The following is a 5,440-nucleotide window of genomic DNA, read 5'->3' on the forward strand; positions in this document are numbered from 1 at the left end:
GGGTGAAGGCCGCGTCACAGCGAGGGAGCGAATACTAAAGACTTCTGAAAATTCGTCAAGGCTTTTTTCGATCTTTTTCATCGCAGCGTCATCGTTGCGTGCTGCTCGACATCACGTGCGGCAGCACGCGCGTTGCGCGTGCTGCCGCGGCCTTGCTAACAATGCATCTCTTGTCGTCAGGAATGCATGCGATGTCTGCCCTCCCCAAGCGTTCGTTGTTGCGCGATGTGTCGTTGCCCGCGCTGATGGCCGGCTTCATTACCGTGTTGGTCGGCTTCGCCAGTTCGGCGGTGATCGTGTTCCAGGCCGCCCGCGCAGTCGGTGCAACGCAGGCGCAGATCGCCTCGTGGATGTGGGCGTTGGGATTGGGCATGGGCATCACGTGTATCGGACTGTCGCTGCGCTACCGCGTGCCCGTGGTGACGGCCTGGTCCACCCCGGGTGCAGCGATGCTGGTAGTGGGCGCCGGTGCAGTGGGCTACAGCGATGCGATCGGTGCGTTCGTGCTTGCCGCGGTGCTGGGGATGATCGCCGGCTTCTCGGGGATCTTCGCGCGCGTGATGCGGCGAGTGCCGATGGCACTGGCCGCCGGGATGCTGGCCGGTGTGCTGCTGCGCTTCGGGCTGGAGGTGTTCGTCTCCATGCAGACGCAGTTGGGGATGGCAGTGGCGATGTTCGTCACCTGGCTGGTCGGTCGGCGCCTGTTCCCACGCTATGCGGTGATCGCCACCTTGCTGGTGGGTGTAGCGGTGGCGGCTTCTCAGGGACTGCTGCACATGGAGACGGTGCGGCTGGAGCTGGCCACGCCGGTGTTCACCTGGCCGACGCTGTCGTGGTCGGCAGTGATCGGCGTTGCCCTGCCCTTGTTCGTGGTGACCATGGCCTCGCAGAACATCCCCGGCGTGGCGGTGATCCGTGCCTCGGGCTACGACACGCCGATCTCGCCGGTGATCGGCTGGATCGGGGTGGCCAATACGCTGCTGGCGCCGTTCGGCGCTTTCGGGTTGAACCTGGCGGCGATCACCGCGGCGATCTGCATGGGACGGGAGGCGCACGAGGACCCGGCGCGGCGTTACACCGCAGCGGTGGCCGCCGGTGGCTTCTATATCGTGGTGGGCCTGTTCGGGGCGACGGTGGCGGCGGTGTTCGCCGCCTTCCCCAGGGAACTGGTGGCCTGCGTGGCCGGTATTGCCCTGTTCGGCACGATCGCCAACAGCCTGTCGATGGCGTTGCGCGAGGAGGCCGACCGCGAGGCGGCGCTGGTGACGTTCCTGGTCACCGCCTCGGGGGTGTCGCTGGCCGGGATCGGTTCGGCCTTCTGGGGACTGGTGGCCGGAGGTATCTGCCTGCTGGTGCTGCGACCGCGCACGCCTGCCGGCTGAGTCGGGTCACTCGCCGGCCAACACCCGAATCAGGACATACAGAACGAACCCCAGCCCCAGAGCCACCTTGCTCACGCCGCCACGGCGGTCGAGTTCGGCAGCGATGCGTGCCGGTTGATCGCGGTAGCGGGCCTCGGTGCGGGCCACCAGACGCCGGCAGTGCCACAGGTACACCGCGTTGGCGGACAGCCCGAGCAGCACTTTCGTACCGACCAGCAGGACCAGGCTGCCGTTCTCACCGATCCAGCTGAACGCCACGGCGGCCCCGACGCCGAATTCCAGCACCAGCATCAGCGCGGCCGCCAGGTAGAGGCGCCGATACAACAGCCAGAAGAAGTCGAACAGGAAGGCCGGCCAGTGCCAAGGGCGCGGCCATCGACCGGTTGGGGCATCCAGATGCCAGCGGCGGGCATACACCCCGAAATTGTCGCCGACCGCCCTGGCCAGTTGCCGGTGCCGGTCGTGGACGCCGGCCGCACGCTCGATGGCCAGGTCGATTTCCGCCTCGATGACCGCGGCCGCAGGCGCGGCATACGGGTCGTGGGGGCTGGCACTCACAACGGCAGCACCGAGAACGTCTGCTGCAGCACGTGGCGCCCCCCCGGCGCGAGGGTCACCACATCCGGGCCGGCGTTGGCCGCTTCCAGGCAGACATAGTTGCGCCAGCCGCTACCGACGTCGGCCATCTTGGCCGCGCCGGCTTCGCCCGGGTTCCAGGCCACCAGCGAGCGGCTGCCCTGGGTGGTGATCTCGATGCGCCGCTTCAGGGTGGGGTCCTTGAGGACATAACGGCCACCGGCCTGGGTATAGATGCGATCGCTGCGGCCCGGGTCGCGCGGGTCGCGCAGGTTCCAGTCGCCCTGTTGGACGCGCGGGGTGGCGTAGTCCTCGAACTTGTCCAGGTAGGTGAGGCCGTCGAGCCCCTGCACGTCCACGCCGGTGGCGTCGCCCACCTTGAAGTAGTTATGCAGGGCCTGGGTGAAGCGGACCGTCTGGGCGCTGGTGTTCTCGGTGACCAGGCGCTGTTCCAGGGTGCGGCCGATGCGCAGCTCCATGTGCAGGCKCAGGGCCAGGTTGTCCAGCGTGGGCGGGGCGAGCGAGAGCACGAGCGTGCCATCGGCCTCGCGCCGCGCGTCCTTCAGGGTCCACGGCAGGGTGCGCACGAAGCCGTGCGAGGGCACGTCGCTGCCCTGCCCCTGGCGGCCGAAGAACGGCCAGCACACCGGGCTGCCACCACGGATGGGTGTGGGCAGCGCCTGCGCGCTGGGCGACAGCCACAGCACGTCCTGGCCGCCCTTGGGGATATAGGACAGCAGCTGCCCGCCGAACACCGCGATGGCGGCGGTCGCGAACGGGGTCTCCACCTTCCAGGCATCGAAGCCCTGCACCTTGCCCAGGCTCAGACCTTCGACCTTGGGCAGGGCCGCGCCGGGGCCGGCCGGGGACTGCATGAGGCGGGCGTGGTTAGGCGGCAGGGTAAACACGGTGGATGCAGGCATGGCGGTCGGCGGGGTCTTGATGGGAGGGGCGCTGCGCAGGGCGGTGAGGATGCGTTGACCGGCGCGGCCGTCGGTGGTGGTCCAGCCCAGGCGCTGCTGCTCGACCTCGATGGCGCGGCGGGTGGCGGTGCCGACCATGCCGTCGGCGGCGCCGATGTCATGCCCGCGGGCGAGCAGCAGGGTCTGCAGCTCACGGCGCTCGCGGCGGCCGATGCCGGGATCGTCGGTGGGCCAGGCCGCCACCGTGCCGCTGCCGCCGCGCAGGCGGTCGGCCAGGGTGGCGATGGCCAGCGCATAACTTTCGGCGGCGTTGTAGGCGTAGATCGCGTCGTAGTTGCGGAACACCAGCCACGCCGGGCCCTTGGCGCCGGTGGGCAGCAGCAGGGCGGCGTTGCTGTCGGCGGGCAGGCCGGCAGGGGCGAGCGCGCCACCGCCGACCGGGACGATGCCCAATGCACGCCAGTCGCCGAGCGGCTTGCGCTGGGTGCGCCCGGCCAGCGACGGGTTGAAGCCCGCCGGCAACGTGACCTCGATTCCCCACGGCTGGCCGCTGCGCCAGCCCGCTTTGGCCAGGTAGTTGGCGGTGGAGGCCAGGGCATCGGGAATGCTGGCGACGAGGTCGCGGCGACCGTCGCCATCGCCATCCACGGCGATGCGCGCATAGGTGGAGGGCATGAACTGGGTGTGCCCGAAGGCGCCGGCCCAGGAACCGGTGAGGCCGTCGGCCTGCAGGTCCCCGGCATCGAGCAGCTTGAGCAGGGCCAGCAGTTCGCCGCGGAAGAAGGGCTGGCGGCGGCCGTTGCACGACAGCGTCGCCAGCGACTGCAGCAGCGGACGCTTGCCGAACACGCGGCCGTAATCRCTCTCCACGCCCCAGACCGCGACGATCGTGGCCGGATCGACGCCGTACTGGGCCGATACCCGGTTCAACAGATCGCGATGCTCGACCAGACGCGCGCGGCCGTCGTCCACCCGCTGGCTGTCCACCAGCGCGGCCAGGTAATCCCACAGCGGCGTGGTGAACTCCGGTTGCGCGTCCAGCAGCGGCAGCACGCTCAGGTCCGGGGTGAGCCCGGCGGTGAAGCGGGTAAAGCCGGCGGCACGGATGCCCTGCTTGAGCGCCTGCGGTTGCAGGGTGGCCAGGCAGCGGTCGAAATCATCCTGTGGCGCGGCGGCGACCGGGGCGCTGGCCAGGCACAGTGCGCCGAGCAGCCAGCCGGGGAGAAGCCTCATTGGCGGGAATCCTTGCAGCCAAGTGGACCTGCATCATAGCGGGCTGGCGCCGATCAAACCGGCGCTTCAGGCCGGTTGCAGCAGGCGCAGGCCGAACGCCGGCGCGGCGGCATTCCATTGCGCAGTGACGCGAAGACCTGCCTCGGCGACCAATGACGCGAACGAGACGTCGGTGTACTTGTGGCTGTATTCGACGGTCATCGCTTCGCCTTCGGCAAAATCGAAGGGGTGCCCGGCTACATGCACGCGCTGGGCGCGGGTGCTGACCAGTTCGGTTTCGATGCGCAGGCGCGCCACGCTGTAGCGCGCCCGGTGCTGGAAACCATCCAGGTCGAAGTCGCTGCCGATCTCGCGGTTGAGCCGACGCAGCAGATTCAGAGTGAACTCGGCGGTGACGCCAGCGGCATCGTTGTAGGCCGCTTCGATCAGCGCCGGGTCCTTGTGCAGGTCGATGCCGATCAGGGCCATGCCATCGCGCCCCATCGTCTGGCGCATCGCCTGCAGCAAGGCGACCGCGTCGGCGTGGTCGAAGTTGCCCAGCGTGGAGCCGGGGAAGAACAACAACCGTCGCGCGGGTTCGCGTTGCGGCTCGGGCACCTGCACCGGGTGAGTGAAGTCTGCGCAGACCGGGAGCATCTCGATGTCCGGCAGGGCCTGCGCCAGCCGCGCGATGCTGGCCAGCAGCGCCGCGCGCGAGATCTCGATGGGGGTGTAGGCGACCGGATCGGCCAGCGCGTGCAGCAGCAACTCGGTCTTGCGACCACTGCCGCTGCCAAGCTCGACCACGTGCAGGCGTGGGCCGACCACCTTGGCGATGGCGGCGGCGCAATCCTGCAGCAGCTGCAGCTCGGTGCGGGTGGGGTAGTACTCGGGCTGGTGGGTGATCTGCTCGAACAGAGCCGAACCGCGCGCGTCGTAGAAATACTTGGACGGCAGCTGGCGTGGCGTGGCGGACAGGCCGTGCAGGATGTCGGCGGTGATGCGGGCGCGATCCGGCTGCAGGTCGGTGAGCGCCTCGAGCGCGTCGCTGACCGTACTCACGCCAGGTCCCTTGCCAGGCGCACGCCGGCGAACTGCCAGCGTGCGGAGGGCGCGAAGAAGTTGCGGTAGCTGGCGCGGACGTGCCCGTCCGGGGTGGCGCAGCTGCCGCCGCGCAGGATCCATTGGCCGTTCATGAATTTACCGTTGTACTCGCCGAGGTTGCCGGCGAAGGGGCGAAAGCCCGGATAGGCGCCGTAGGCGCTGCTGGTCCATTCCCAGACATCGCCGAACAACTGCAGGAGGGCGTCATCGTCGCCCTGCCCGTCTGGGGCGATGCCGGCAGGG

Annotated in this window: 5 protein-coding genes; 1 reads left to right on the forward strand and 4 read right to left on the reverse strand. The window is 69.2% G+C overall.

All coding sequences use genetic code 11. From position 1 onward, the window contains the following. Positions 1-191: 191 nt before the first annotated feature. The gene (locus ACXJKH_RS13590; RefSeq protein ID WP_457320016.1) at positions 192-1,382 is read left to right on the forward strand and encodes a benzoate/H(+) symporter BenE family transporter; all 1,191 of its coding nucleotides are present in this window, start codon (positions 192-194) and stop codon (positions 1,380-1,382) included. Positions 1,383-1,388: 6 nt separating this feature from the next. Here the strand turns inward: ACXJKH_RS13590 and ACXJKH_RS13595 are convergent, their stop codons facing one another. The 4 genes from ACXJKH_RS13595 to ACXJKH_RS13610 all read right to left on the reverse strand — a co-directional run. Then, positions 1,389-1,940 (reverse strand): DUF2628 domain-containing protein, encoded by a 552-nt coding sequence (locus tag ACXJKH_RS13595; RefSeq protein ID WP_457320017.1) that lies wholly within the window; start codon positions 1,938-1,940, stop codon positions 1,389-1,391. Continuing rightward, on the reverse strand, positions 1,937-4,114 hold the full coding sequence (locus ACXJKH_RS13600; protein WP_457320019.1) for a lytic murein transglycosylase: 2,178 nt from the start codon (positions 4,112-4,114) through the stop codon (positions 1,937-1,939). Before ACXJKH_RS13600 ends, ACXJKH_RS13595 begins: the two co-directional genes overlap by 4 nt. Positions 4,115-4,180: 66 nt before the next feature. After that, on the reverse strand, positions 4,181-5,155 hold the full coding sequence (egtD, locus tag ACXJKH_RS13605; RefSeq protein ID WP_457320021.1) for an L-histidine N(alpha)-methyltransferase: 975 nt from the start codon (positions 5,153-5,155) through the stop codon (positions 4,181-4,183). Beyond that, the coding region (locus tag ACXJKH_RS13610; protein ID WP_457320023.1) for an SUMF1/EgtB/PvdO family nonheme iron enzyme at positions 5,152-5,440 on the reverse strand (289 nt) is incomplete at its 5' end. The genes ACXJKH_RS13610 and egtD, both read right to left, overlap by 4 nt.

The organism is Stenotrophomonas sp. P5_B8 (assembly GCF_054049855.1).